This is a genomic window from Agaribacillus sp. DX54 (assembly GCF_056858335.1).
This window is the reverse complement of sequence record NZ_JBXEQE010000017.1, coordinates 76,506-103,071: the sequence shown is the minus strand read 5'-3', so window position 1 is coordinate 103,071 and position 26,566 is coordinate 76,506. Positions and strand designations below refer to the sequence as shown.

General features: G+C 42.0%; 23 protein-coding genes. 20 read left to right on the top strand and 3 right to left on the bottom strand.

The window, feature by feature from the left end; translation table 11 throughout:
- Positions 1-40 precede the first annotated feature (40 nt).
- The 17 genes from AC04NP_RS18025 (at position 41) to AC04NP_RS17945 (ending at position 18,582) form a co-directional block, all read left to right on the top strand.
- A complete protein-coding gene (locus AC04NP_RS18025; protein WP_482861283.1) occupies positions 41-1,402 on the top strand; it encodes a glycosyltransferase family 2 protein in 1,362 nt (453 codons plus the stop codon).
- On the top strand, positions 1,390-2,469 hold the full coding sequence (locus AC04NP_RS18020) for a glycosyltransferase (protein ID WP_482861282.1): 1,080 nt from the start codon (positions 1,390-1,392) through the stop codon (positions 2,467-2,469). Before AC04NP_RS18025 ends, AC04NP_RS18020 begins: the two co-directional genes overlap by 13 nt.
- Complete coding sequence (locus tag AC04NP_RS18015; protein ID WP_482861280.1) at positions 2,433-3,587, top strand: glycosyltransferase family 4 protein; 1,155 nt, start codon at positions 2,433-2,435, stop codon at positions 3,585-3,587. The genes AC04NP_RS18020 and AC04NP_RS18015 overlap by 37 nt, the downstream gene beginning before the upstream one ends.
- A 109-nt stretch (positions 3,588-3,696) precedes the next feature.
- The gene (locus tag AC04NP_RS18010; protein WP_482861279.1) at positions 3,697-5,052 is read left to right on the top strand and encodes an O-antigen ligase family protein; all 1,356 of its coding nucleotides are present in this window, start codon (positions 3,697-3,699) and stop codon (positions 5,050-5,052) included.
- A complete protein-coding gene (locus AC04NP_RS18005; protein ID WP_482861278.1) occupies positions 5,024-6,061 on the top strand; it encodes a glycosyltransferase family 4 protein in 1,038 nt (345 codons plus the stop codon). Before AC04NP_RS18010 ends, AC04NP_RS18005 begins: the two co-directional genes overlap by 29 nt.
- Positions 6,062-6,065: 4 nt before the next feature.
- Positions 6,066-7,355, top strand: coding sequence for a phenylacetate--CoA ligase family protein (locus AC04NP_RS18000; RefSeq protein WP_482861277.1), 1,290 nt, complete (start codon positions 6,066-6,068; stop codon positions 7,353-7,355).
- Positions 7,356-7,366: 11 nt separating this feature from the next.
- Positions 7,367-8,149, top strand: coding sequence for a formyltransferase family protein (locus AC04NP_RS17995; protein ID WP_482861275.1), 783 nt, complete (start codon positions 7,367-7,369; stop codon positions 8,147-8,149).
- Between the two features lie 10 nt (positions 8,150-8,159).
- Positions 8,160-8,951: a polysaccharide deacetylase family protein gene (locus AC04NP_RS17990; protein ID WP_482861274.1), complete on the top strand. Its 792-nt coding sequence runs from the start codon at positions 8,160-8,162 to the stop codon at positions 8,949-8,951.
- A complete protein-coding gene (locus tag AC04NP_RS17985) occupies positions 8,948-9,886 on the top strand; it encodes a glycosyltransferase family 2 protein (protein WP_482861272.1) in 939 nt (312 codons plus the stop codon). Before AC04NP_RS17990 ends, AC04NP_RS17985 begins: the two co-directional genes overlap by 4 nt.
- A gap of 157 nt (positions 9,887-10,043) precedes the next feature.
- Positions 10,044-11,255, top strand: a complete 1,212-nt coding sequence (locus AC04NP_RS17980; RefSeq protein ID WP_482861271.1) for a DegT/DnrJ/EryC1/StrS family aminotransferase — start codon at positions 10,044-10,046, stop codon at positions 11,253-11,255.
- Complete coding sequence (locus AC04NP_RS17975) at positions 11,249-11,839, top strand: sugar transferase (protein WP_482861270.1); 591 nt, start codon at positions 11,249-11,251, stop codon at positions 11,837-11,839. The genes AC04NP_RS17980 and AC04NP_RS17975 overlap by 7 nt, the downstream gene beginning before the upstream one ends.
- Positions 11,840-11,867: 28 nt before the next feature.
- Positions 11,868-12,503 (top strand): sugar transferase, encoded by a 636-nt coding sequence (locus AC04NP_RS17970; RefSeq protein ID WP_482861268.1) that lies wholly within the window; start codon positions 11,868-11,870, stop codon positions 12,501-12,503.
- 92 nt (positions 12,504-12,595) lie between these two features.
- A complete protein-coding gene (locus tag AC04NP_RS17965) occupies positions 12,596-13,720 on the top strand; it encodes an aminotransferase class I/II-fold pyridoxal phosphate-dependent enzyme (protein WP_482861267.1) in 1,125 nt (374 codons plus the stop codon).
- Between the two features lie 255 nt (positions 13,721-13,975).
- The gene (locus AC04NP_RS17960) at positions 13,976-15,883 is read left to right on the top strand and encodes a polysaccharide biosynthesis protein (RefSeq protein WP_482861265.1); all 1,908 of its coding nucleotides are present in this window, start codon (positions 13,976-13,978) and stop codon (positions 15,881-15,883) included.
- A 322-nt stretch (positions 15,884-16,205) separates the two neighbouring features.
- Complete coding sequence (locus AC04NP_RS17955; RefSeq protein WP_482861263.1) at positions 16,206-16,625, top strand: hypothetical protein; 420 nt, start codon at positions 16,206-16,208, stop codon at positions 16,623-16,625.
- A gap of 122 nt (positions 16,626-16,747) precedes the next feature.
- Positions 16,748-17,827: a sensor histidine kinase gene (locus AC04NP_RS17950; protein WP_482861262.1), complete on the top strand. Its 1,080-nt coding sequence runs from the start codon at positions 16,748-16,750 to the stop codon at positions 17,825-17,827.
- On the top strand, positions 17,824-18,582 hold the full coding sequence (locus AC04NP_RS17945) for a LytR/AlgR family response regulator transcription factor (protein ID WP_482861261.1): 759 nt from the start codon (positions 17,824-17,826) through the stop codon (positions 18,580-18,582). Before AC04NP_RS17950 ends, AC04NP_RS17945 begins: the two co-directional genes overlap by 4 nt.
- 76 nt (positions 18,583-18,658) lie before the next feature.
- Here AC04NP_RS17945 and AC04NP_RS17940 read toward each other — a convergent pair whose 3' ends face one another.
- Both AC04NP_RS17940 and proB read right to left on the bottom strand, forming a co-directional pair.
- Entirely contained in the window at positions 18,659-19,921 is a 1,263-nt protein-coding gene (locus tag AC04NP_RS17940; RefSeq protein ID WP_482861344.1) for a glutamate-5-semialdehyde dehydrogenase, read from the bottom strand.
- A 16-nt stretch (positions 19,922-19,937) separates the two neighbouring features.
- The gene (proB, locus tag AC04NP_RS17935; RefSeq protein ID WP_482861260.1) at positions 19,938-20,975 is read right to left on the bottom strand and encodes a glutamate 5-kinase; all 1,038 of its coding nucleotides are present in this window, start codon (positions 20,973-20,975) and stop codon (positions 19,938-19,940) included.
- A gap of 237 nt (positions 20,976-21,212) precedes the next feature.
- Between proB and AC04NP_RS17930 the strand changes: the two genes are divergently transcribed.
- The 3 genes from AC04NP_RS17930 to AC04NP_RS17920 are packed head-to-tail and all read left to right on the top strand — an operon-like array spanning position 21,213 to position 25,302.
- Complete coding sequence (locus tag AC04NP_RS17930; RefSeq protein WP_482861259.1) at positions 21,213-23,414, top strand: cache domain-containing protein; 2,202 nt, start codon at positions 21,213-21,215, stop codon at positions 23,412-23,414.
- On the top strand, positions 23,402-23,962 hold the full coding sequence (locus AC04NP_RS17925) for a hypothetical protein (protein WP_482861258.1): 561 nt from the start codon (positions 23,402-23,404) through the stop codon (positions 23,960-23,962). Before AC04NP_RS17930 ends, AC04NP_RS17925 begins: the two co-directional genes overlap by 13 nt.
- On the top strand, positions 23,944-25,302 hold the full coding sequence (locus tag AC04NP_RS17920) for a hypothetical protein (RefSeq protein WP_482861257.1): 1,359 nt from the start codon (positions 23,944-23,946) through the stop codon (positions 25,300-25,302). Before AC04NP_RS17925 ends, AC04NP_RS17920 begins: the two co-directional genes overlap by 19 nt.
- Before the next feature lie 82 nt (positions 25,303-25,384).
- Here the strand turns inward: AC04NP_RS17920 and rsgA are convergent, their stop codons facing one another.
- Positions 25,385-26,452: a ribosome small subunit-dependent GTPase A gene (gene rsgA / locus AC04NP_RS17915; protein WP_482861256.1), complete on the bottom strand. Its 1,068-nt coding sequence runs from the start codon at positions 26,450-26,452 to the stop codon at positions 25,385-25,387.
- Positions 26,453-26,566: the final 114 nt, after the last annotated feature.

Genomic DNA, 26,566 nt, shown 5'->3' with positions numbered 1-26,566 from the left:
TGACTGGCTTTTTTATGGCCGGATAGTAAGTCTGATTTGTATGCTACTTGAATACTTTCATTTCACCAGATACATCAAGCCGACCTGGTACTTCAATCTCAAACCAACGAAGGGAAATACCCCTTACTGGCTTGAATACAATCAATTAGAGGCTAATGAAAAAAGTATTATCGAATATGACGGTACCTTTGACAGCCATAGTGCCACACTGCTTGACGCGGCTTTTCAGGCGTGGAACAGAGGTATAATGTCCCATCAACCTCAAAAAGCGCTTACACGGGAAAAGTTAGTTGACAAGCCCAGCCTTACTGATAATTACAGGTTTGTGCGAAAGTATTTTAACCCGGCCTGGTCATTATACATTCTGTTTTTGAGGTTAATAACCTTCCATAACCCATTCAAAGAGTTGCCGGCTTTTTTTAAAGGTGCCAAAACAAGCAAGACCCATCTGTTCAGTCCGTTTCACAAGCATGAAGGTTACTTATCATACAAAGCCCGTATTTTAGAACAAAAACCTGGTGTCAGTATTATTCTCCCTACTTTAAACAGGTATAAATACCTTAAAGATGCCTTGCTGGATCTGGGTAACCAAACCATTCCACCCCATGAAATCATCGTAATCGACCAAACCGATAACCCCGATAAGGCCTTCTATGATCAGTTTCCGCAATTACCGCTCAAGCTGATTTTTCAGGATCAAAAGGGGCAGTGGCTTGCCAGAAACAGGGCCATTCAGCAATCGGTTGGTGATTATATACTCATGTTTGACGACGACTCCAGGGTTGATCCTGACTGGACCGCTGAACATTTGAAAGGCCTGGAGTATTTTAATGCGGATATTTCCGCAGGGGTATCCTTATCGACTGTAGGAGCTGCCATACCTGAAAACTACAGTTATTTCCGCTGGGCTGATCAATTTGATTCAGGCAATGCAATGATCAAAAGAAACGTGTTTGAAAAAGTGGGCCTGTTCGACCGCCAATATGACGGGCAGCGAATGGGTGACGGTGAATTTGGTTTACGGGCCTACTTGAATGGATTTTTAAGCATTTCGAACCCTTATGCCAAAAGAATTCATCTCAAGGTGCCAAGTGGAGGCTTAAGGCAGATGGGCAGTTGGGACGGCTTCAGACCCAAAAAGCTCCTGGCCCCGAGGCCTATCCCTAGTGTATTGTTCCTCTTTAGAAAATATTTCGGAAAAAAACTGGCGATTTATTCCCTGTTGAATTCAGTACCCCCCTCCATTATGCCCTACAAATTCAAGCGAAACAAGTTCATGCTGCTGCTTGGGGCAATCATCAGCATCTTTGTATTCCCGCTGGTTCTGTTTCAGGTCAACAAATCCTGGAAATTGTCGTCCAAAATGATATTTGAAGGAGATAAAATTGAATGGCTCAGCTAACGCATTCCCTTAAAATCCTGCAGGTCATTGATCGTCTCGATGCCGGAGGTGCCGAAAGGGTGATGGTCGACCTTTCCAATATACTATGCAGAAACGGACACCTGGTAACTACGATAGCAATTTTAGATCATGGACTTCTTGGAAATGACCTGGACAAGAACATTACAAAGGTGGATCTTAGGCGCACTTCACGGTTCAGTTTCCGGCCCATGAGGACTTTAAGCCGCCAGGCAAAAAATCATGATATTCTCCATGTTCATATGCGCCATAATTTGAAATATGTCTGGCTGGTTAAAATGCTGTTTCCGTTTAAGGCCAAAATTATTTTTCATGATCATTATGGAAAAATCAATGTTGACCAGACTGTTCCAGTCTCGCTAAAATGGGCTCTGGGCAAGGCTATCTATATCGGTGTAAGCAAACAACTGGCTGACTGGGCCAGGGAGAAAGCCGGACTGCCCTGGGATCAGGTGTTTTATTTGTCCAATATTATCATCAGAAAAGATGTGAAAACGCCTTCAGTTCCGGAAAGCGAAGGTATAAGGCTGGTCATGGTATCAAACATAAGAAAAGAGAAAAATATTGAGTTTGCCATAAAAATAGCTAAAAAGTTATCGGAAAACGGAGAGACAAATTTAACCATCTATGGCCAGATTGTGGATCGGGGCTATTATGATCAGTTGAAAGGCACCATAGAAGGTTTGGGAATAGCCGACAGGGTCAGCTTTGTACATGATTGTATGGATATACAGCCTGAATTACACCGGTACAACCTCGCTATACACACAGCAAAATCCGAAACCGGACCCCTGGTGCTTATTGAATATCTATGCCAGGGATTGCCATTTATCAGCTTTCGAACCGGTGAAGTAATCGATCAACTAAAGGAAGAGATTCCGGATTTCATTACAGACAATTTTGAAGCAGATGCCTGGATACAACGGATCAGACACCTACAATCCATGAACAACAGGGAGGAACTGGTTAATCTGTACAGAAAATATTATTCCGCTGAAAACTACTATCGACGATGCATGAAAATCTACGAAAAAAGCCTGACCTGTTGATTGTATCGGATACGCCTATGTGGCAGGTGGATGGTAAAAATCTGGCATTTGAGCCCGTGGTCAGGGAGATAGAGAATTTTTATCCACTTTTCGACAAGATTACCTGGATAGGCTTTAAACACGAAAAAAATAAGATGCGGGATAGTGCGGTAACACTGAAAAATGCCCGTGTAAAGTTTGTATTTCTGAATAATATTGGTGGAAAAAGTTTAATCGGCAAGTTGAAAATTCTCTTGAAAATCCCTGTTTACTTTTACCGGGTTTACCACCATATTAAAAAACATGATGTCATACATGCCAGAGGGCCTTCCATTCCGGCTTTTTTTACTTTGATGATTGCTGATTTTATCACCAGACCGGTGTATTGGTACAAATATGCCGGTAACTGGGAGCTTGAAAACCCACCGTTATCCTACAAATTGCAAAAAGATTATCTCAAGAAGCATAAAAAAGTAATAGGAACAATTAACGGCTACTGGCCCGGACAGCAAAAGCATTTGATCAGCTTTGAAAACCCTTGTTTTACCGGCCGGGAATTGCAACAGGCAAAGGAAACAGCGATTTCCAAATCATTTTCAGGAGACTTGGATTTGTTGTTTGTTGGGCGGATTGAAGAACGAAAAGGCTTTGACCGGTTGCTAAGTGCTTTGGCGGACTTCAAACCGGGGTCAGGTCTGGGTACCGTCTATTTTGTTGGTGGGGGGATCAAAAAAGCGCATTTTGAAAAACTGGCGGAAGAGATGCTGGCTATCGATTATGTGTTTACCGGTCCCCTTAAGCGTGAAGCGTTGAATAATATCTATAGTAAGGCACACATTTTTTGTTTACCTTCCCTGTCAGAAGGTTTTCCAAAGGTGCTGGCCGAATCGGCGTCCTTTGGTTGCATACCGGTTGTGTCTGATTTGTCCTGCATCGGCCAGTATATCATACATGGCAAAAACGGGTTGTTACTGAAGGAGATTTCTCCTGAGGAAATCAGGGAATGTCTGGTATGGATACTTGCGCATAGGGAAAGTTTAAAGGCTATGTCACAGCGTGTTAACGGAATCACGGATAAGTTCACCTACGAATACTATAATGAGCGCATCCGGAATGATATTTTAAGCCATCTGGCTTAATTATAAGAATTAAAGTTATTACACCTTACAATTTTTATTAATTTTGAAAGTGTAATTATGAGAGAAGTTTGCAGGAAGTAATCTCCTGTAGTTTTGAATATTGTATTCGATGCAAGAAAACAAATTTCAGACGCTGATAATATTGGCCCTCCATGCCGTGATGGGCTATGTATCGATTCAATCTCCTCTGTTTTGCATGATATGGGGTGTTGCCATTCTGGTAATTGGCCTTTACGTGATTCTCAAAAACAATAATGCCAATAATGAAGCAGCCCTTTATGCTGCCTACTGGGTAGGAATGGAGATTTTGTTGCGTATGAATAAAGGAAGCCTGACCTACGAAAGCGGTAAGTATGGCGTAATTATACTTTTAGTAGTGGGACTTATGGCGGAAGACCGTCCATTCAGATTTCCAAGGCATTTTCTGGTGTTTTTTCTATTGTTACTACCTGCACTTACGGTAATTGAATTTGAAAGTGCCAGCAGGGCCAGGAAAGACGTATTATTTAACTTATCCGGGCCTTGCAGCCTGGTGGCTTCCGCGGTCTATTTTTATAAAAGGGAAATGACCCAGGCCCAGCTAAACCAACTATTTTTATTTTTTATTATGCCCATATTCGCCCTGGCCGTGGTACTGTTTTTCAAAACCCCGGACCTGAGCGAAGTGACTTTTACACTCAATTCCAACAGGGCACTATCCGGTGGTTTTGGCGCCAATCAGGTTTCGACAGTGCTTGGGCTGGGGATATTTATTGTGGGACTTTCGCTGTTTTCCGGATATAGGATGACGGGTTTCAATGTGATCGATGTTGGATTGGTGGCCCTTTTTGGCATAAGGGGCCTGCTGACCTTTTCACGAGGTGGTATAATCACCGCCATAGGTGCCCTGTTTGTGGCCATATTTATCTTTGCCACCAAAGCCAATAACCCTCAGTTGGTCAAAAAACTATTTGTTACAGGCATCTTCGTCATACTTGCCGGATTGATAGTTTTCAATTATACGAATGAACTTACCGGGGGCTTTTTGAAAAGGCGCTATTCCAATGAGTCGTCTGTGAATGGGAAAAAAAGGGATTTTACCACCGGCAGATTAAAGATATTAATGTCCGAGCTGGAAGCTTTCGGCGAATATCCGATTCTGGGGGCTGGCATAGGTATGGGGAAATATTACCGTGTGAAACATGGAAGCAAAGCCCTGGCCTCACATACAGAGTTTAGCAGACTGCTGGCCGAACATGGTCTTTATGGACTACTGGCCCTATTGATACTTTTATTTAGTCCACTTGTTTATTACCTGCAAGCCAATGACCTGTCAAAGCCTCTGGTGGCGGCATTTACCATATTATGTTTTTTAACAATGACCCATGGCGCCATGAGGTTAGCCATGCCGGGGTTTTTATATGGTCTGATTTTCATACATTTACTACCGTCAACGGATGATTCTTTACATCGGGAACAAACTTAGCCGCCATGGTTTTACCCCTACCAATGTCGAGACTTTGGGTCCCAAACTTCAGGAGCATTTTGAAGTTTTACTGATTTCTGACAAAAAGAACAAAACCCTAAGGTTTTTCGACGCCATTTTTACCACCGTTAAGTATCGAAAAAAGATCAGCCTTGTTTTCATTGACACTTACAGCACCAGCAATTTTTACTACACACTGGTAGTAGCTGTTTTATGCCAGTTTTTTAAATTACCCTACATTCCGATTTTGCATGGCGGAGGTTTGCCCGGCCGTTTAAGAAAATCGCCTGTATTAAGCAAACTTGTTTTTAAAAAAGCAACCGCCAATGTCTCCCCTTCCCATTATTTAATGGAAGCCTTCGGAAATCATGGATACCCCGTAGAATACATTCCTAATTATATAGATACTGAAAAATATCCTTCTGCCGTCAGAAGCCATCTAAGACCATGTCTGCTGTATGTTCGTTCCTTTCATAAAATCTACAACCCTGAAATGGCCGTTAAAGTGCTGAAGGAACTAAGTATCGATTATCCGGAAATTGAACTCTGCATGGTGGGGCCGAACAAGGATGGTAGTAAAGAAAGGGTAGAGCAATTGGCTGATAAACTGGGAGTTGGCGATAAATTGACCATTACCGGTAAATTGAGTAAAGAAGCGTGGATAAAACTATCTGACAGGTACGACATCTTCATCAATACCACCGATTTTGACAATTTGCCGGTAAGCATCATCGAGGCCATGTGCCTTGGCTTTCCTATCGTATCTACCAATGCCGGAGGTTTGCCGTATTTGATAGAAGATAATGTTGACGGCATGCTGGTAAATGTTGGTGACAACCTTGCCATGGCTACCTGTATCAAAAGGCTTTTGGAAGATGCGGATTTTGCCGGAAATATGTCCAAAATGGCTATCCAAAAAGGTAAATCCTTTGATTGGAAGCACATTAAAGGACAATGGGATAAATTGATAGGCCGTGTTGCCTTAAAGGATAAGTTAAAAGTATTATGATGTCATGAATATATTTGAGCTGACATTGAAATTTCAGGGTTTTGAATTGGCCAGGGCTGAAAAACTCCTGCAATCCATTCTGGACAAATCATCATCTGATTTGTACGAGTGGCAGGAAAAAAAGAAGTGGGAAATATTCAGCCATCACTATGATCACAACCCTTTTTACCGTAAAATCATTGGCCCCGAAAAACCTGAAAAATGGGAAGATGTTCCCATATTAAACAAAAAGGATCTGCAAAAACCGATAGATGAAATGATGGCAGCAGGTTACAACCGGAAAAATGTTTACCTGTCCAATACATCCGGATCCTCAGGCCATCCGTTTTTCTTTGCCAAGGATAAATTCGCCCATGCCCTTTCCTGGGCTTTGATCAAGCATCGATTCAGCCAGTACGGCATAGGCCTGAATTCATCGCAGGTTAGATTTTATGGTATCCCTTTAGACAAGAAGTCTTACCTGGCCGAAAAGTTAAAGGACCGGCTGTCAAACCGGATACGATTCCAGGTATTCGATTTATCAGAAGAAGTGTTGCATGAGTTTGTTAAAGTTTTTAAAACCAGAAAAATAACCTATATCTATGGCTATACAAGCTCAATTGTTCGTTTTGCCAGGTACCTCATGGAAAAAGGGACCATCTTAAAGAAGATTTGTCCCACCCTGAAAGTTTGCATTGTCACTTCAGAATTGTGTACCGATGAAGACAAGCGACTGTTGGAGGCTGCATTTGGCATACGGGTTGCTATCGAATATGGCTCATCGGAATTAAGCGTGATGGGTTTTGAATTTCCGGACGGCCAAATGATTTGCTCTGATGAAATTACTTTTTTCGAAAATGTGCCTGAATCGAATGGCACCACCCGTTTACTTTGTACTTCACTCTTTAATCGAGCTTTTCCGCTTATCAGGTACAGCATAGGTGATTCGGTAGACTTTGATTTCAACGCGGAAGGCCGTAAAATCATTACCAGGATCAATGGCAGGGTGAACGATTTCGTTAAATTGCCCTCAGGCAAGGTAGCGGCAGGATTCACTTTTTATTATGTTTCAAGGAGTATTCTGGAATCCACCGGCTGCTTACGAGAATTTGTGGTGAGGCAGACTAAGCTCGATACCTTTGTTCTGGATGTAGTAGCTACTGAAAAACTTTCCGAAGAAGAGATCAAAGACATCAGGGAAAAAATGGAAATGTACCTGGAACCGGGCCTGAAAATTGAAATTAACTATGTAAACGAAATTGCCCGAAAAGCCAGCGGCAAAATTCAGCACTTTTACTCTGAGCTTGAAGTTTAAAATACTTTTGGATGAAGACTTTGTTAATATGCCATAAAGATTCGCTTTTATCCTATCGTGGTATTGCCTGCTGGTTAAATGCTTTTTCAGACCTTGCGGGTATTGTGGTGATCGAGGAGAAAAAGCATAAAAAAATGGACAGGATAAAGAAAGAAATGAAAAGAAGCGGGTTGGGAGGGTTGATTGATGTCTTCCTGTTCCGGTTTTATTACAAATTTACCCGTCAGCGTACCGATCATCGCATTGAGCAGTCTATACTTGATCAGGTGAAAAAAGCGTATGGGGAACCTGATTTTGACAAGATCGATCAAATTACTGTCCAAACACCGAATGCCAGGGCGGCTGAGGCGTTTATCAAAGGCAAACAGCCTGACTTCGTGATAGCCAGATGTAAGTTTTTGCTGAAGGAAAGGGTTTTTTCTATTCCGGAATTTGGTACTTATGTATTTCATCCGGGTATTTGTCCGGAGTACCGAAACGCCCATGGTTGTTTCTGGGCAATTATGAACAAAGACTATGAAAATGTTGGTATGACCATGCTTAAAATTGATAAGGGAGTGGATACCGGACCTATTTTTGGATATTTCAGTTATGACTATGATCCGGTAAAAGAGTCACATGTCACGATTCAAAGCAGGGTGGTTTTTGATAATCTGGAAGGGATCAAAGACAAGTTCACGGAGATTTACAACGGTACAGCCCAGCCGTTGGTGGTAGATAAGAACAGAAGATCAAATATCTGGGGCCAGCCGAGGCTCACTAATTTTTTGCGGTGGAAATGGCAAAAAAAATAGAGACAGGATCATGAAAATCACTTCGCTACTCTATCACGACGTCATTGAGAACGGAAACTTCCGGGAGAGTGGTTTCAATGGTAGCGGGCCTGATTCCTATAAACTGGATTTACCGGATTTTAAATCCCATCTGGAGGTCTCAGCCCCAAAGCTGTCAGGACAGGCTGCCAGGTTTAATGAATTTGTGAAGGCCGGACGTGTTGATGCGGAAGTGTTAAGGTTGATTACCTTTGATGACGGCGGGGTAAGCTTTTTAACCCGCATCGCGCCTTTGCTGGAAAACTATCAGGCCACAGGCCTATTTTTTATCGCTACCGGATTTTTGGATACCGATGGTTTTCTAACCAAAGCGCAGGTCAAAGAACTGCATAACCGGGGTCATATTATCGGCTCCCACTCACATTCTCATCCAAAAATTATTTCTAACCTGTCATACAAAGAGCTGCTGACCGAATGGACAACCAGTAAAAATATGTTAGGCGACATAGTGGGAGAGGAGATACTTACCGCTTCTGTGCCGGGGGGATTTTATTCCGGACAAGTGGCACAGTCTGCTGAGGAGGCAGGTTTTAAGGTGTTGTTTACCTCCGAACCTACCAATAAAGTGGAGATGGTGGGCCGTTGTTATGTGGCCGGCCGGTATAGTATCAAACAAAATGACCCTCCGTCAAAAGCAGCAAAAATAGTCAATCATGACCTGTTTTTCTTTGCAAAGGAATTTCTTTACTGGAATCTGAAAAAACTACTGAAAAATTCTCTTGGGAACAATTATTTAAAATTAAGGGAGAAACTTTTAAGATGACACTAAGTGTAATATGTCCGTGCTTTAACGAGGAAGCATATATCAGGGGATTACTGGAGTTTTTTATTTCAGCAAAACCTGTGGAAAAAGAGTTAATACTTGTTGATGGTGGTTCCCGTGATAAAACAAAATCAATTATTCGGGAATACCAGCAAAATCACCGCAACATTTATTTACTCGATAATCCTGAAAAAATTGTTCCCTATGCGCTGAACAAAGCCATTCCTTTGTGCAAAGCTGATAAAATTGTCAGACTGGATGCACATACCAAATACGCACCCGATTATTTTGAAAAAATCATCGAAACATTTGAACATGTAGAGGCAGATATTGTTGGGGGCCCTACAAGAACAGCGTGTAAAGCCCCCTTTCAGTGTGCAGTGGCCTATGCGATTTGTACGCCTTTTGGGGTAGGAAACAGCCAGGTGCACAATGTGACCTACGAAGGATACAGTGATTCCGTCACTTTTGGCTCCTGGAAAAAGGAAATATTTACCGAAGTGGGCATGTTTGATGAAAGACTGGTAAGAAACCAGGACGACGAATTTCATTACCGTGCCAAAAGCAAAGGTAAAAAGATCTATCAAAACCCAGCCATCAAGCTGTGGTACTATCCAAGAAGCAACTTAAAGGGTTTGTTTAAACAATACTACCAATATGGCTTGTTTAAACCGATGGTACTGAAAAAAGTAAATTCGGAAATCAAGCTTCGCCATCTGATTCCCAGTTGTTTCCTTCTCTATTTTATGTCACTTCCACTTGCCGTTATTTCACCGTTATGGTTGATCCCATTGGCCTTATACCTGTTGCTCGATGTCTTTTTTTCCCTGCGGGCCAAAGGAGGTCTGAAGGTGAAACTGGCAGCTTTGCTTGTGTATCCTGCATTACATGTTTCTTATGGGGCTGGCTTTTTAAGGGGGTTTTTCAGAAAATAATGCCGGTCTTATGAGGCAAACACCCGCAGGGCCACTTTCATCGAGTTTTTAAAATTTACACATGGCAAATTTAGATTTTACTTAAATTTTATCTGTCTATCCCCTATACTTGCGCTGTATAAGGTGAGTGAAACATTGAAGACCTAAAAAAAAATATATGATTCCATTTTCCCCGCCGTATGTAGACCAGGATGTGATTGACGAGGTGACTGATTCCCTTAAATCAGGCTGGATCACTACGGGTCCGAAAGTAAAAGCGCTGGAGCAAAAGATTGCAGCATTTGTAGGTATCGATGATGTACTTTGTGTCAACTCCTGGACCAGCGGTATGATGCTCATGCTCCGCTGGTTTGGAGTGGGGGAGGGGGATGAGGTTATCGTACCTGCTTATACCTATAGTGCCACTGCGCTGGCGGCCATGAATATAGGGGCTAAACCCGTAATGGTTGATATTAAGGATGATTTTAACATCGATGTTGACAAAATCCGCGAAGCGATTACAGAAAAAACCAAGGTTATTGTACCAGTAGACATAGCAGGTTGGCCCTGCGATTACGATGCCATTAATTCCCTGGTGCAATCACCGGAGATTGTCGGTAAGTTTCGCCCAGTCCATGAAATACAGAAAAAATTGGGCAGGATCCTGGTAGTGGCCGATGCCGCACATTCAATTGGCGCCAGCTACAAGGGCAAAGCGTGCGGACGTCTGACCGATGTCACGATCTTTTCACTACATGCTGTGAAAAATGTCACTACCGCTGAAGGCGGAGCGATCTGCCTTCATCTGCCAGCGCCTTTTGACAATGGGGAACTTTACGATTTCCTGAGGGTTTTTTCCCTTAACGGTCAAACCAAGGACGCATTTACCAAAACGAAAGCGGGCGGCTGGCGTTATGATATTGTGAGCCAGGGACTGAAAGTCAACATGCCTGATGTTTGTGCAGCTATAGGGCTTGTTCAGATTCAAAAATATGATGAGCTGCTGCTTCAGCAAAGAAGAGATGTTTTTGAGCATTACAACAGGCTTTTTGCTCTCTTCTCATGGGCTGTTCTGCCACCTTTCCGGGAAAATGCTACCTTATCTTGCTGTCACATCTATGCTTTGAGAATCAAAGATATCAGTGAGGAGCAAAGAGACGCGATCATTGAAGCTGTTTCATCCAGGCAAATTGCTGTAAATGTACATTTTGTCCCCATGCCTATGCTGTCCCTTTTTAAAGACAAAGGTTACGAAATCGGTGATTATCCCAATACCTATCAGCAATACAAAGGAGAAATCTCCCTGCCAATTTATCCCCAGTTAACCGGAAAAGAGGTCGAGATGGTAGCAGGAGCAGTAGTTAATGCATACAATACAGTGATATGTTAAAAAGGTTGTTTGACATCGTATTTTCGTTATTACTTATCGTACTCTTGCTTCCTTTGTTTTTGGTGATGGCCATTTTAGTGAAGATAGAATCGAGGGGGGGCATTTTTTACCTGCAAACACGGGTAGGCAGACAAAACCGGGACTTTAAATTGTTCAAATTCAGAACTATGTATGTCGATGCCGATAAGAAGGGATTACTTACAGTAGGGCACCGCGATAGCCGTATTACCAGGGTTGGCTACTACCTGAGAAAATATAAGATCGATGAACTACCTCAGCTTTTCAATGTTTTATTTGGTGATATGAGCGTGGTTGGACCCAGGCCGGAAGTTAGAAAATATGTGGATATGTATGATACAAGACAGCAAAAAGTGGTGATGGTCAGACCAGGAATTACCGACTTTGCCTCTATTCAGTATGTAAATGAGAATGAATTGCTCAAAAATGCAGAGAATCCGGAAAAGCTTTATATAGATGAAATAATGCCTGCCAAGCTGGAACTTAACCTGAAATATATTGAAAGCAGGCATTTCTTCAAGGATTTAAAAATTATTTTGCTAACAGTCAAAGCCATATTCACCTGAAAATTTAGTTTATCATTTGATCATTACCATGTACCGGAAAGTGTTTAAGCGACTTATGGATTTATTGATGGCTTCGCTATTAATCATCATGCTTTTGCCTGTTTTTGCAATTTTGGTGGTAGTTAATTACTTTGTGAATAGAGGAAGTGTTTGGTTTGTGCAACGCAGGATAGGGCTGAACGAAAAGGAATTTACGTTGTATAAGTTCAAAACCCTTTTAAATAAAGGCACAATCAAAGGCGCAGTCATAGAAGACCCGCTCACCCATAACCCCATGATAATGACCCGTTGGGGCCGGTTTATGAGGGCCTACTCGCTGGATGAAATTCCGCAATTGATCAATGTTGTGCGCAATGACCTTAGTTTTGTGGGGCCTAGACCATTGCTTCCGGAATACCTGGGTTACTATGATCAGCGGGAAAGAAAAAGGCATCAGGTCAAGCCAGGCATCACAGGGTTGGCCCAGGTGAAAGGGAGAAATATGCTTGACTGGCCGGAAAAGCTGGCTTATGATGTGAGATATGTTGAAAACATTTCATTTTTACTGGACATGAAAATATTAGCCGATACTATGTTGCAGTGGTTCCGGCCCTGCAAAGCAACGCTTGAAATATCACTCATCGACTACATAAGGCAATCAAAACAAAACATAAAACAGTTTTGATCCGGATCCCGATAGTATTTACCATGACCACCGGCAGTAATTTGGCTGTTAAAAAGTTTATCACCAATTTTCATCCTTTATAAATAACTGGAATGTCAGAATTCAAAATAAAGCTTGTTCCCCCTGATATCGATGTTGAAACGTTAAGGCAATTACCTGATCTTTTTGCTGAAGTTGTGACCGATCCCGGCAAATCGCTCCGGAGATTTGAAGATTTGTTATGTGAAAAATTGGGTGTTTCCCATGCTTTAGCCGTAAATTCCGGTACCTCCGCGTTACACCTGGCTTTACTTTCGCTTGGCATTAAAGCCGGTGATGAGGTATTGTGCCCTTCTTTCACTTTTGCGGCTACCATCAATGCCATTTCCTATGTAGGCGCTACCCCGGTGATTATTGACTCTGAGCCCGATACCTGGAACATGAACCCGGAGATGGTCGAACAAGCATTAAAGGCACGCTTTAAGGTAAATAAAAAACCACGGGCACTTTTACTGGCCCACACCTATGGGATGCCCGCTAAACTGGATGAAATCGTTAAAATTTGTAAAGCCCATGAAATCCCATTAATAGAAGATGCCGCGGGATCGTTGGGGGCACAGTATAAGGACCGGTACCTGGGAACTTTCGGTGATGTGGGCATTATTTCATTTAATTACAACAAGATCATTACCACCGGTGGTGGTGGAATGTTGTTGACAAATAACCCGCATCTTAAAGACCAGGCATCTTACCTAGCTACCCAGGCCCGTTCTTCTGCACCTTACTATGTTCACAATGAGGTCGGTTATAACTATCAGATGAATGGTCTGGCTTCGGAGCTAGGCATTCTGCAGATGGATTCACTGGATACCCGGATTGCCAAAAAACGGCTTATATTCAATAACTACCGGAAAGCATTTAGCGCATATGAAACCATAAATTTTCAGGAAGAAATGCCCGGTTTTTATTCAAACAGATGGCTGACAACCATAATTTTTGACCGGTACGATACGGCGGGAAGCCTAAAAAATTACCTGGAAAAGAATGCTGTGGAAGCCCGGCATTTATGGAATCCAATGCATCGACAACCGGTCTTTGAGCATTTCCCCGGTTATATCAACGGACAGTCCGAAAAGTTATTTAAACATGGTCTTGCCCTACCCTCGGGTACTGGTTTGACTGAGGCCCAACAGATCCGGATAATCGAACTTGTGCAACATTTTCTAAAAACTTCATAATATCATAATATGGACTTTTACTATTTTTATTATAATTTTTTGGTTATTTTGCAGCGTTGAATCAGTAAAGTCTGCTTATGCCTGATTGCTTGTTCATCGCAATTCAACAGATTACAGGTTAAATATTTATAGCTACAAACACGGTTTATTCAATAAATATTTGTACAGACAGTAAAATACCAAAGTAAGGTTTTACAGGATTATTCAGCAAAAAAACAACTGATATGTGGTAATCTGGCAATGAATTAATAATGCATGTATAAAATTATACAAAGTCTTAGGATTCTTCCGAGGTGGATTATCTTACTCATTGATCTGGTTATCCTTTTCTTTGCGGTACTATTCGGTTATTTGCTAAGATTCGATTTCGACCTTAACCGGCTGATTTATGAAAATTTCTGGCACGGTGCCCTGTTATTTATGTTCAGCGGTGCCCTGTCGATATTTATTACCAAAAGCTATGCCGGCATTATTCGATTCACTACGATACAGGACGGCTTAAGAATTGTCTATATGGCCACTATGGCCACTATGATTACCCTGATTGTCAATTTAATCTATCTTAATTTTGACATTTCAATAATTCCCAGGAGTGTTATTATCATAAGTTTTTTTAATACGGTTATATTCCTGTTCTCCTACCGGCTGGTGGTAAAATACATATTTTCCTATTTTACCAATTCGATACACAAAAGGTTAAACATTGTCATCTTTGGGGCTGGTCAATTTGGGCAGATTACCAAACAGGTGGTAGATCAGGATACCTCGTCAAATTCGAAGGTTGTGGCCTTTTTGGATGATGACCCCAGGAAGATCGGTAAGGCGATCAATGGGGTAAAAATTTATAACCCCAGAAAAGATCTGGCCCAGTTGGTTTTGAAGCTGGATGTCCATGAGTTAATTATTGCTTCTTCCGAGATTTCCCTTGAACGTACCAACGAAATTGTGGACCGGTGTCTGAAACTGGATGTAAAGGTCAGAAGTGTTCCTCAGCCGGATAAATGGGTAAAAGGCGAATTAAGTGTAGGCCAGATCAAGGAAGTAAAAATTGAGGATCTGCTAGGCCGCGATTCAGTGGAGTTGGATAATGTACACGTACGTGAGCAATTGAAAGAACGCCGGGTGTTGGTTACGGGTGCCGGAGGATCCATTGGCAGTGAAATTGTCAGACAAGTGATACGCCATGATCCCGCGACATTGATTTTGCTCGACCAGGGAGAAACGCCGTTATATGAAATTGAAAGGGAAGTCAGGGCCTATAAGGGCAACATGGATATTTATGTAGTTATCGGTGATGTGAGAAATAAAAACCGGATGGAAACTGTTTTTGATCGATTCAAGCCCCAGGTCGTCTACCATGCTGCCGCCTATAAGCACGTACCTATGATGGAAAATAATGCCACCGAAGCTGTTTTGTGCAATGTACGCGGAACCAAATGTCTGGCTGATCTCGCGGTGAAGTATCATGCAGAGAAGTTTGTGATGATATCTACTGACAAAGCGGTTAACCCTACCAATATTATGGGCGCTTCAAAAAGAATCGCGGAAATATATGTACAGTCACTGAGTACCTTTCTTTTGAAAGAAAGTAATAAAAGAACCGCATTTATTACGACCCGGTTCGGAAACGTTTTGGGCTCTAACGGGTCAGTGATACCACTTTTTAAAAGACAGATAGCCAAAGGCGGTCCGGTAACGGTTACCCATCCGGAGATGACAAGGTATTTTATGACCATCCCTGAAGCCTGCCAGCTTTCATTGGAGGCGGGAGCCATGGGTGAAGGGAATGAGATTTTCATCATCGACATGGGCAAGTCGATCAAGATAGTCGACCTGGCCCGAAAAATGATACAGTTGTCCGGTAAAGAGCTTGGCAAAGATATTGAGATTGTCTTTACTGGTTTAAGAAATGGTGAAAAGCTGTATGAGGAATTACTCAACAATAAAGAGAATACTATCCCGACCCATCATCCGAAGATACTGATCGCAAAAATCAGGGAAGAAGATTATCAGGAAGTAAAATTCAAGGTAGACGAGCTTATCCGGATTGCCCGAGGTGGGGATGAACTGGAAATGGTTAAAAGAATGAAGCAAATTGTCCCTGAATTTATCAGTAACCAATCCAAATACGAGGAGTTAGATAAGAAAGTCATCGATCTTTAGCGTCTGTTTTGTTGCCCTTACAAGTTTCCTGATATTAAATTCCGGTGAGCTATGGTAGCAGAGGCCTTTGTTACACAACGTTTTCGACAAAATCCTTTGTGTCTTGGTGCCTCCGTGGTGAAAAATGGTTAACCACGGAGGCACCAAGACACAAAGAGTCACAGAGGTTTTTGCCTTACGAACCTGATGCGCATTTCACCTCTGTGATTCACCAGTTCACCATGGTTATTCTACGACTCGGAAAAAGATCCGGACCGATTCTTACGGAATCTTCGTTTTGTCGGATGTACTAACATGGTGTCATTTAAAATCTGATGACGAAATGAAAAAATACTTTACTATTCCGGTAGCCTTATTACTATTGAACATGGGTCCTGCACTGGCGCAGAATCTGAATCCTCCGAAAGATGGTGCTGCTATTAGGTTAGTGAACAATAAGATAGAAGTTTCGCCTGCAAAAGAATATACAGTAGATATCTGGTTGGTGAAATCCAAAAGATATGCAAGCCGTGAGTTTGGAGGGTTACAGGCCAGGGGACCTGAGGGAGTTAATGTTTCCTTTGAGCCCAAAGATAAGCATAAGGATGTATTTTCTATGAAAATCAAGGTGGCTGAGGAGGCCTCGCGTGGAAAATTTACAATGATGATCAAGGGCATGGGTGAGAACTCGCAAAAGGTGAAATCCTCTGTAGTTTCTCTTGTTGTTTCAGCAGGCACCATGGTGGGCGTAGAGGAAAACTAAAAACGGATTTCTTCAAGAGTCATAATTATTAAATTATTCTGTACGTATAATTATAATTAAAAAGTAATCCCTGATTGCCAGGGATTACTTTTTAGTTTATGGCGATTTGATTACGGTTTCAAATGACGTACTTTTACAGTGTAATGAAGCGTTCCCTTAAAAAATATAGCATCAGGCTGGGGGTATCGATCCTGATATATTTGTTTTTTAAGATTACAGCAGCCCAGACACCGGGAGAGATGACCACTTATAATTTGAATTCAGCCATTCTCTCTGTTTTGACGGTTTTAGTGGTCTTAGTCATTTGGGAAGTCTGTGATTTGGTGAGCAATTATTTTGTGAAAAAGTACCCTATTGAAATTGTCAGCAATAAACGGCTGATTCAGCTTTTTACCACTATAACTATTTTTACTTTTCCTTTGGTTGTTTTATACATTTACTTTGAAAATTACTACATCAAAGTCTGGCTGGCTTACATCGAACAAAGTAATATCAGCACTCAATTTTGGTCTGAAACCACCAAAGCCTTTGTTATAACATGGCTTGTCATAGGATTTAAAGTTTTCGGACTTTATATCAATCACTCTGCCCAGGTTGAGCGCGACAAGGCGCACATGCAGAAAGAACTGCTTCGCTCCAAATATGAAAGCTTAAAAAGCCAGCTTAACCCGCACTTTTTATTTAACAGCTACAGCGTGTTATCCACTTTAATCCATCAGGATCCGGATCTGGCATCAGATTTTTTGAATCAGCTTTCCAAAATGTACCGGTACATTTTGAACAATAAGGAAAATGAGATGGTTAGCCTAGATCAGGAATTTAAATTCCTTAATTCTTACTTATTTTTGCTTAAAACCAGGCATGAAGAGGGCATTGTCATAGAAAACCAGGTAAAACTGAATACGGCCAGATATTTCGTGCCCACCCTGGCCCTGCAAATGCTGATTGAGAATGCTATCAAACATAATACATTTTCGGTGGAGCGCCCTTTGCTGATCAAGATTTTCAACGAAGGGGAAGACTATCTGGTAGTAAGCAATGAAATCAGAAAAAAGGACGGCACGGTAAGTTCTACCAAAGTAGGACTGGAAAACATTTGTAAACGGTATAACATTCACTCGGAAAAACAGGTGGTGGTTAACCGGAATAATAACTTTTTTACTGTAAAATTACCAATTTTACCTTCTCTTAATACGATATGACGGAAATTGTGATTGTAGAAGACGAACGATTGACGGCAGAAAGGCTCCGGTCCCTGGTTTTGTCATGTGATGACGATTTCAACGTAGCGGCCATGTTGCCATCTGTTAACAAGGCCAGGGAATGGTTCCGTGGTAATTCTCCACCGGATTTGGTTTTTCTCGATATTCAGCTTAGTGACGGGACATGTTTCGATGTACTGAAAAGCATTGACTCTTCACCGCCGGTCATTTTTACGACAGCCTACCACGAATACGCCATGAAGGCATTTAAGTTTAACAGCATTGATTATTTGCTCAAGCCTATTGACAAAGAAGAATTGCAAAAGGCAATTAACAAATTCAAATCTTTAAATCCGGTACAATTTACAGTCAGGGACATAGCGTATGATAAATGGAATAACATTATTTCAAATAACCACAAAAGGCGTTTTCTGGTTAAACTGGGTGATCAATACCAGAACGTGGATGTGCAAGACATAGGATTTTTTCAATATGAAGAAACCTCCACTTACCTTGTAACCTTTCATGGAAAAAAATTACCCATTGATTATTCACTGGATCAGTTGGAAGAGTTGCTTAACCCCATGGATTTCTTTCGCGTAAACAGGCAGTTTTTGGTTCACATCAACGCCATTAGCCAAATCAACACTTATTTTAACAGCCGTTTACTGCTAGCCCTATCACCGCATAGCACCCAGCAAGTGATCGTCAGCCGCGACCGCGTCCCCGACTTCAAAAGATGGATGGATTGTTGAACGCGTAAAAATGAAAATAAAAATGGAAAGTGAGCCCCACCACTCAAATTTTTCATTTTCATTTTCATTTTTATTGCTAACTTTCTCTGATTTGTCCGGTTCCTTGGATGGTCCATTTTTCGGTGATGAGCTTTTCGAGGGCAAATGGTCCGCGGGCGTGAAGTTTTTGGGTAGATATTCCAATTTCCGCCCCCAGGCCAAAAACACCGCCGTCTGTGAAGCGGGTGGACGCATTGGTGTAGACGGCTGCCGCATCTACTTCATGAAGAAACCTTTCCAGGACTGAAGTATCTTCGGCGATAATGGCTTCCGAGTGTTTTGAAGAATATTTTCTAATGTGGGCCAACGCTTCATCCAAATTTTTCACCACCTTGACAGAACATTTGAAATCCAGAAATTCCCGTCCGAAATCTGACGCCACGGCAGGTTGCAGAAGTTCATATCCGGCATGCTGCAAAATAGTGAAGGCAGTAGTATCGGCAAAAATCTCTACGTTGTTTGCGCTCATGCCTTCTGCGATCATCGGTAAAAAGGCCGCTGCCACCTCTTCTTCCACAAGGATGGTGTCAAGCGCATTACACACCGATGGGCGGGACACTTTTGCATTGATGACAATTTCCCTGGCTTTATCCAATTGTGCAGTTCCGGAGACAAAAGTGTGACACACACCGGCACCGGTTTCAATGGTAGGTACTTTGGAATTGTCCCTTACAAAATCAATCAACTCCTGGGAACCTCTCGGTATGATGATATCTATAAACTTTTCTGCTTCCAGAAGTTCCTTGACAAATTGACGGTCAGTGGGCAGTAGTTGAATACAATCGGCCGGTATACCGTGATGACTTAAGGCATTGTGGATTAGTTCTACGAGGATTTTATTCGAATACAAAGCATCTGATCCACCTCGCAGCACCGCGCAATTGCCTGATCGCAGACAAAGAGCGGCAACATCTATGGTGACATTGGGTCTGGATTCGTAGATAATGCCGACAGTACCCAGGGGGACGGTGACTTTTTGAATGCGTAATCCATCTGAAGTAGTGGTTTCATATAACAACTTACCCGCAGGATCGGGAAGGTTGGCCACGTTTTTGAGTCCGGTGATGAGGTCATCGATGCGGTTATCGTTAAGCACCAACCGGTCTTTTTTAGGGTTGCCATCGTCCATTCTCACCACATCTTTAGCATTTTCGCTAAGAATGATATCGCGATGCTGATCAATTTCCAGCGCCAGCGCCAAAAGTATATCCTTTTTGGTTTGATCCGATGCTTTCTGAATGGCAGAAGCAGCCGAGATAGTTTTTTCCAGTAAAGGAATGATCGTATCCTGTGTTGTCATCATTTGATTAAAGGGTTTACAACAATACAATGTCCGGGCCGGAGGCTATTTCAAAGGTATTGTCTTTGATTTTTTCAATAATTTCCTTTGAAGAAATGCTGGCCCGGGCTACGGCCAATGAATTCCCCTGCCCATTCTGAATTTCAAAGATTTCGCCCTTTTCAAAATTCTCAATAATTTTAGTCACAGATATTACCCTCAGGCTTGTGCCTTTTAACAAATCGGTGACTCCCTCTCCCGCGATTTGAACCTTGCCGGTTACCAGATTTCCACTGCTCAACCACTTTGTTCTTACATCGGGTGAAATGTCTTTTTGAGGATCGAACAGCGTTCCTGTATGATCTTCCAGCGCTTTAAGAATGCCGTTTTCAGTCTTTACACCAAAAATAGTGGTTTTTATCCCCATTCTGGTAGCCAATCTGGCAAATGTGAGCTTCGATACCATACCGCCCAACCCCATCGAACTGCGTTCTTTGTGTGCGAGAGAAAGTATTTGCTCATCTATCTTGTCAATACGCCTGATAATTTTGTTGTCCTGATCCATGAGTCCGGGCACGGAGGTTCCAAATAATAAATTGGAGGCCCCAAAGCCAACGGCAATCAGGGTGGCAAGCTCATCGTTGTCGGAAAACTTCAATTCAAGGTTGCTGACTACGTCATTTTCGTTGGCTATCGGTATAATGTCGTTGGCCCATAGTTCTTCAAAAGTTTCCCTGAGTTGATTAAATTGTGTCGGGTTTGAAAAATGTTGCCTTTCGCAAAGGCTTTGGGCGATGGCCATGTCGTAGGGCGCAAAAAACTGCGCATACTTATTCAATAAAAGCGGGTTACCGATCGCTGCGGCTGCCTTCCTTTCCGTAATTTTTCCCGAATAGTTTTTAAGCAGGTTTTTACCGGTGCCAACCGCCCCGGAAGAAACTATCGCTATGCGGTATCGATGGTGAATAATGGCTAACTGCCTGACAATATCAACCATGGTTACCTGGTCAAGATCACCGTTGTCTTTGGTGATTGAAGCAGTGCCTATTTTTAATACCAGGATGGGTTTCTTCATCGCTTACACATTGAATGAATCGGCAATTTCTTTAAAAAATTATAACTTTCCATAAAATCTCCACATTTTTAGTGATTTTTCAATTTTAGATACTGATATTTAACATTATGGCAAATGGTAATTTCCCTAGGGTTACTTTTTCAGTTTTATTTTATTAATTTAATAACGCTATGGAGATGGAAGGGAAACAGATAACCTATTGAGATTTACATTAACACATAATTTTCAGCGGCAGCTATGAAATTTATCAGGCCGGCTTCTTTGCCATCGACTTGGTCAGTATTAACCATTATTTTTCTGGCCGCAATATTTTGCTACTATTATTTTGTGGAAGTGAAACGCAAGGAGGACTACCTTGTTGGCAGGAATTTCCGGGTCCTGAAGCGGATAAATGATAATTTAAGTAAGGCCAATGAAAATGTCATTAAAAACGCCCGCAATATTTTTGATTACAGTTGGTCCGAAACAGGAGGGACAGTCCATGTGGATAGTCTGGCTAATTTATTCAAGGCCTATGGAACCGATATCACCGACCCATCATTCCGTCCGCTTTCCCCGGAAGATAACGACGCTGCCGGCCGTGTGAATCAAAGTAACATCATTTTCTATAACAATAAGTATTATCTCGATTACGGTTTGCCAACCCGGGCAGGGGATTTATCCGATTATGAACTGTCCTTCCGGTTTCCTTTTCAGTCCCTGATCGATCAATCAATGGTGAAAGATGTTTTTCAGGAGTTTTTGGTGATTTACGGTGATAAACTGATCTATAACGCAATTCCCGTTATTCTTAACAAAAACAGACTCGACTCCCTTTTGAGCAATAACACCTCCAGGTTGTCCCTGGGAGGCAGGGATTACAAATCCTTTACACAACCTTCTCTGATGAAAATTGATGGACAGGAGCTTTATCTGGTAGGGTTGGCCGATATGAAAAGGTTTAACAATGAAAAATACAGTATTTCTGTTTATGCCGTCATTATCATTTTTTTTATTTTGTTTTTACTGGTATTGGGGTATCCTTTTTTTAAACTCCGGCTGATTGGCCCTTTGGAAAGAATAATCCAGGGTGATGTGGTTCAGGCGCTGATTTCTTTTGTGCTGGGATCATCAGTATTAACCATTTTTGTCATCGGTATTTTTGGACATTATGAGGAAAACCATGGCCATGTATCCAAAGAGTTACAAGAACTTTCAGCACAAATCAAAGATAGTCTGGATTTTGAGCTGAAACATGAGATTCTTCCGCAACTGGCTGACATTAACAACCAGTTGAAGGCCGCCGGCACCCGTCCGAACCTGAATCTTGACATGCTTGACCCGGGTAATTTTGGATATAAAAACCTCGAGTTAATATTCTGGATGGACCAAAACGGTTTTCAAAAAGAAAAGTGGTCTGCCACCTCGTTAAAAACACCCTATATCGATGTAAGTCAGCGCGATTACTTTAAAAGAATTGCCGATAGCAGCTTTTGGATAAAAGGGGGATATCCGTACTATCTGCAATCCATAAAATCATGGAATACCGGGAAAAACTATGCCGTTGTATCCACCCCTTCCGGAATCCCCGATTTACCGGTCAGTGCCGTCACTGCCGAATTACATGCTTTAAACAAGCTCTTGTTGCCACATGGATTTGGATTTGCCATGATTGATGAAACAGGCGAAGTATGGTTTCACTCGGATGAACATAAAAATCTACAGGAAAACTTTGTTGAAGAATGTGACCAGGATGAAAACCTGCTGGCACTGCTTTTTTCCGGAAGATCAGGCCAGATAAATGCAAGATATCATGGAGCCAATACTTTCATGCAGGTGGATCCGGTAAAAGATACAAGCCTGACTTTAATAACATTTGTAAATACAGATTATTACCGCGCCCCTTTCGACCAGATCATCAGCCTTACCTTTTTGCTGAATCTTTTTCTTTTTGTCTTTATCTTCTTCTTGTTTTTTATCAGCAGAATTGTTGATTTTTATCCCCGCAAACTGGCCGGTAATTCGTTTGATTTTACACTTTTCCGACCCATGGTCAACAAATCATTCCGTTACATTTTTGGTATAGCCATCAATATATTCAACCTTTCGATGCTGATTTATCTCACGCGCATATTTTATGCCGATCCGGCGGTTGTTATATTTTTACTGGTCATCTCCTGCCTGTACCAGGTCATGTTTTTATATTTTATCATGAAAAAAGACGCTTTTGCGCGCCTGTGGTTGTACAGAAAATTTTTTCCTGATAATAAAAACCTGGTTTATGATGACCAGATTGACGGATTTTTGATTGTTGCGAGCGGTTTGATTATAGCTGTCAACGCTTTTGCTTTTTTTTTCTCATCCAAGATATCACTACGGCCGTCAAGCTGCTGGCCTATCAGGGTATGCAGGGACTGTTTTTTATCACCATGTTCTTTGAAAACAGAATGCCCAAAATAAAGTACCGGTACCTGAAACTGGTCTTCAAAAATTATCAACTTAACCACAACCTGTTTTTTGTATCCAGTATCATCTTCATCAGTGTATTTCCTGCCTACCGATTCTATCAGATTGCCCATGACTATGAATTGGACCATTTTATCAAACATGCACAAATTCAGTTAGCCAAAAATATTGACAACAGAAATTTGTGGATAGAGAACAAATTTTCAAACCGTAAAGGGATATCAAAGACCGATCTGGAAAAATTCAAGCAAAGAGGTATGTTTGTCAAGGGCTTTTATAAAACCGAACTTATCGACCAGCTACCCCGTCAGTCACAATTTGTGAGCACAACTGGTTTTGATGCGGTTTTTTCTTTTTTACGTATCCCATATCACAGGATTATCAAAGACACCAAATTTTTGAAATTACACAGCGACTCTTTGCGAAGTCTGGCAACTTTTTACCTTTTCCGGGAATCATTGACCAAGCCTGGGAATTCCCCCCTCAGGACCGGGGGCCGGAGGAAAAAGTCATCCTTAAATATGTGTCACACAATCATATAACCGATACGTTGACCCTTGCTTCTACGCCCAATAAGATACATTTTTCAGATATGCGGATTTTCGATTCCTACATAATAATGATCGCATTGGTACTTTCCGGAATTATATTTTTTTCTATCTTGTTTAAGTTCGGCCTGAGAAGGTTTCTTGGCATGGATATCAGGCAGAACCGGTTGTCCAGCAAGTTTGACACAGCGCTTGTCGGAAACTGGTTTGAGCATAAAAACCTTTTTATGGTGGTTCCGCCTTATACGAGAAAAGAAACCCTCGAGTGCAAGCTGACCCAATGGGTTTCGGCCAATGTTAAAACAAGAAAAGACAGCTCCGGACCGGCTTCTATCACATCCATAGACCTGAACGCTCATCCTTCAGGGGAGCAGTACGATACGCATATAGAAGAAATAGAGAAGTCGGTAAACAAAAAAAACATTTTTATGCTCTATCATCTGGAATCCGTCATCCGTCATCGGACTGACAGGGATTTACTGATGGATTTTTTGGAAAAGCTTATATACCATCACAATGTCGCTGCCGTGGTGATTACCTCTTCTCATCACACCAAGAAGATACAGGAATTGATTTATGAGTCGGAGAAATCTGAGTTGGGGGAATCTGAAGTGAAGCTTCGCTTTGCAAGGTGGAAGATAATACTGAGCGGATTTTGGAAAATATATTTGCCTTTTCAGTCAAAGGCAAACCGGAAGTATAAACGGCAGACAGAGCCTTTGGTATTGGCAAGTCATGATTTGCTGGAATACGAACTGAGCGCGGGCGAGTACCTGGAAACTATCAAGAGTAGTTTGGGGCAATCCAATTTATACAGAATGGAGTCTACTGTAAATTCGGAGCGGCAGACCGTATCCTTCAAAGAAGATATTATCTTAAAAGTGCAAAGTCTGGCCGATAATTACTATCATGCCCTTTGGTCCTCGTGTTCTAAAGCCGAAAAATATGCCATGTACGATTTGGCCGTTGACGGGCTGATTAACACAAAAAACCGGGAAGCCATTTACATGCTGATGAATAAAGGGATTTTAGTGAAAAGGGGTACCCTGAAGTTCATGAATGAAAGCTTCAGGAATTTTATCCTGACTATTATTAATCCGGACGATGAGTTTAAAATGCAGATGGAAATCAACAGGTTAGGGACCTGGTCCAAGTTTCGTACCCCTATCTTGCTAATCATTGTTGGAGCGGCATTTTTTATTGCCTTTGCCCAGGAGGCATTATTTAATAAAATCCTGGCCGGGCTGACTTCTGGGCTGGCGCTGGTGCCATTGATGATGAAATTAAATACGTTGTTAGGTATTCCTGCTGCAAAATCTGATAAGCAAAACTAAATGATGTTGCGTAACACCGTACTGAAACGCTAAGAATACAGGGGTAGGTGGAATCCCCCTGTAACCGGCAACCCGAGCCCCTCTAAAATCTCCGCTTATGCTTCATTTTCATCACCTCCTTATACATCTTTCCCATCGCCTTGTCCTTTTTCCTTTTGTTCGCTTTACTGGCTTCAAATCGCTGTGATTCCCTTTGCAGCTTTCCATAGTTTTTCAAGGACAGCGCATCAAGTTGCCCTTCTTCAATGGCCTGCAAAACGGCACAGTCAGGTTCATCCGTATGAGTACAGTCCGTGAAACGGCAATTTTCAGACAAACTGTCAATCAGCCCGAAGGTTTGCCCGATGCTTGCCGCATCCTCTGTCACACCAAGCTCACGCATGCCTGGGGTATCGATGATGAGGGGGCCATTGTGAAGTACAAACAACTCACGGTGGGTGGTGGTGTGTTTCCCTTTTTGGTGTAAGCTGCTGATTTCACTCGTTTTCATCACTGCTTGTTGCATCATTGCATTAATTAAACTCGATTTACCGACCCCTGAAGAGCCGACCAGGCAGTAAGTTTTTTGTGGTTTTAAACTTTTCAATAAATCTAAGGCTCCATTTTTGACAACTGTTGTAGCGGTCATCAGGGGAACACCAGGTAATCGTCGGCCCACATGCGAGATAAGTTCGTTAAGTTGATCACCGGATAAAAGATCAGTTTTGTTAAAGACCAGAACCGGCCCGATATTTCCCGCGTGACAGATAGAAATGTACCTTTCCAGCCTGTTCAAATTGAAGTTCTGGTCAACCGATTGAACAATCAGGGCATGGTCAATATTTGCAGCAATAAGCTGTGAATCACCGGTACGTTGAACGGCCTGCCTTTCCAGTTTGCTATACCTTGGCAGCACCTGATAAATGAGATACAAATCATCGGAGGCGATCAGCAACACCCAGTCACCTACTACAGGTAAATCAGTTTTAGCTGATGCACTATAACGAAGATTTCCGGTGATCACTGCTCTTTTATTTCCCTCCCGGGTCAAGACGATGTAACTGTCTTTATGCTGTTGTGCCACCCTGCCTGCGGAAAACTCTTCTAAATTATTTTTTTTGATATATTCGATAAATGCCTGGTTAAAACCCAGGACGAATAAATTATTCATGGGTATTTATTTGTTATCGATAGTAAAAAAAGAAAAGTGTAAGTGAGTCGCGCAAAGATTACTATCAGGCATGTGCATGCCCTTAAGCCCTGGACAGGTGATGAATCTTTGCTA